The 2,026-nt window shown below is 59.8% G+C and carries 2 protein-coding genes; both read left to right on the forward strand.

The genetic code is table 11. From position 1 onward, the window contains the following. Positions 1-124: 124 nt before the first annotated feature. Positions 125-1,327 (forward strand): class I SAM-dependent methyltransferase, encoded by a 1,203-nt coding sequence (locus BVER_RS28670; protein WP_050456117.1) that lies wholly within the window; start codon positions 125-127, stop codon positions 1,325-1,327. Between the two features lie 19 nt (positions 1,328-1,346). Then, positions 1,347-1,541, forward strand: a complete 195-nt coding sequence (locus tag BVER_RS30960) for a DUF2905 domain-containing protein (protein WP_083452428.1) — start codon at positions 1,347-1,349, stop codon at positions 1,539-1,541. The last annotated feature ends 485 nt before the right edge of the window (positions 1,542-2,026 follow it).

Raw genomic sequence — 2,026 nt, forward strand, 5'->3', positions numbered from 1 at the left:
GCCGTGCAGATAGGCGTGCGGGGCGTAATTGAGCGGAGACCCCGGAACTTCGAGGCGCTGCAAGACGAGAAGGTGTTGAGACTACCTGGTTTGTAATGGGAGAGATGCATTATGAAACTCGGTCGTGTTTGCTCGACAAACTGACAGTTTACCTGTTCCCGGCGCCGAAGCGCTCGCGCAATCCGACGCATTGACCGAACTGATCCGCGAGCGCATCGTCGCGGCGGGCGGCTGGCTTCCGTTCGATCGCTACATGGAACTGGCGTTATACGCGCCGGGACTGGGCTATTACGGCGGCGGCGCGATGAAATTCGGCCGCCGCGCCGACGACGGCAGCGATTTCGTCACCGCGCCGGAGTTGTCGCCGCTGTTCGCAACGACGCTCGCGCGGCCCGTCGCGCAGGCGCTGCGCGACAGCGGCACGCGCAACCTGATGGAATTCGGCGCGGGCACCGGCAAGCTGGCGGCAGGTTTGCTGAATGCGCTGCACGCGCTCGGCGAGGATTTCGGCACGTATTCGATCGTCGATTTATCCGGCGAGTTGCGGCTGCGGCAGCGCGAGACCATCGAGAAGCTCGCGCCATCGCTTGCGCACAAGGTCGAATGGCTCAACGCGCTGCCGACGGCTTTCGAAGGCGTGGTGATCGGCAACGAGGTGCTCGACGCAATGCCGGTGCGGCTCGTCGTGCGCAAGCTCGGCGCGTGGCACGAGCGCGGCGTGGTGTGGCTGAACGACCGCTTCGCGTTCGACGATCGCCCTGTTTCGCTCGATGCGCAGATCGAACTGATCGATACCGCCATCGACGAAGCCAACGACGAGGAGTCGTTTGCCGAATACCTGACCGAGACGCACGAGACGGCGCTGGGCTTCACCAAGACCGTATGCACGATGCTCACGCGCGGCGCGGCGTTTTTTATCGACTACGGCTTTCCGCGCCGCGAGTTTTATCACGCGCAGCGCGCGACGAGCACGTTGATGTGTCATTACCGGCATCGGGCGCATGTGAACCCGTTTTTGTATCCGGGATTGCAGGATTTGACTGCGCATGTGGAGTTTACGGGTATCGCGGAAGCGGGGACCGAGACGGGCGCGGATTTGCTCGGATTTGCGTCGCAGGCGCGGTTTCTGATGAACGCGGGCATCACCGATGTGCTCGACGAGCTCGATCCCGCCGATGTGAAGCAATTTCTGCCTGCGGCCAATGCGGTTCAAAAGCTGCTGTCGGAGGCGGAAATGGGCGAACTGTTCAAGGTGATCGCGTTTTCACGCGGCATTCCGGGGACGCTCGATGCGTTTTCGACCGGCGACCGGTCGCACACGTTATGACGGTTTTCAGGCTCCGATCATGATTCGATGGGTACTCACCACGTTTATCGCACTGGCCATTCTTTCCGGATCGATGCCGTGGTTGCGGAAGATTGGCATCGAACGGCTTCCTGGAGATGTGAATTTTCGCTTTCGCGGGAAGGAGTATTCGTTTCCTTTTATGTCTACTTTGGTTTTGTCGATTGTGCTTTCTTTGATTGCTCGCGCTATTTGAGGTGCTGTCTTTGGTTTTCGCGGTTTTTTGTTCAGTAGCCGCCTCCCCGGCGGAGGGGTCACTTTCTTTGCGGCGGCAAAGAAAGTAACCAAAGAAAGCCGCTGGCCGATCCTAAGCACCTTCTTGAGCGGCCGCGGCACAGCACTAAAGACTTGGCACAGCAGTAGCGTGTGTTCTCGCCGTGTGTCCCGGCGCTGGTTCCCATGCGATTCACGTTTTCTCGCCTACCTCGGTAACGGTCCCCTTCGGCTTACTCCGGCCCCGCTTCGCGGCCGGTTTTGGGCTGTTTGGGCCACCGGCAGGTGATTAGCGAAACGACCTCGAATATCCCAACGGTTTGATCGTTATTCGGCCCTACCTCGTCGGGCCTGCAAAATTGAATTTGCCGGAATGGACCCGACGACGCAGTCTGGTGCAGACGTAAACGCACATCTCAGCCAGGTCTGCAGCGCACGAGTAGAGGTTGAGGCATGACGTTGAGCTGA

This window comes from Candidatus Burkholderia verschuerenii (assembly GCF_001189365.1).
GTDB lineage: Bacteria > Pseudomonadota > Gammaproteobacteria > Burkholderiales > Burkholderiaceae > Caballeronia > Caballeronia verschuerenii.

Coding starts and splice junctions, on each gene's coding strand:
- BVER_RS30960 (WP_083452428.1), top strand. CDS start 1,347: ATGATTCGATGGGTACTCACCACGTTTATCGCACTGGCCATTCTTTCC.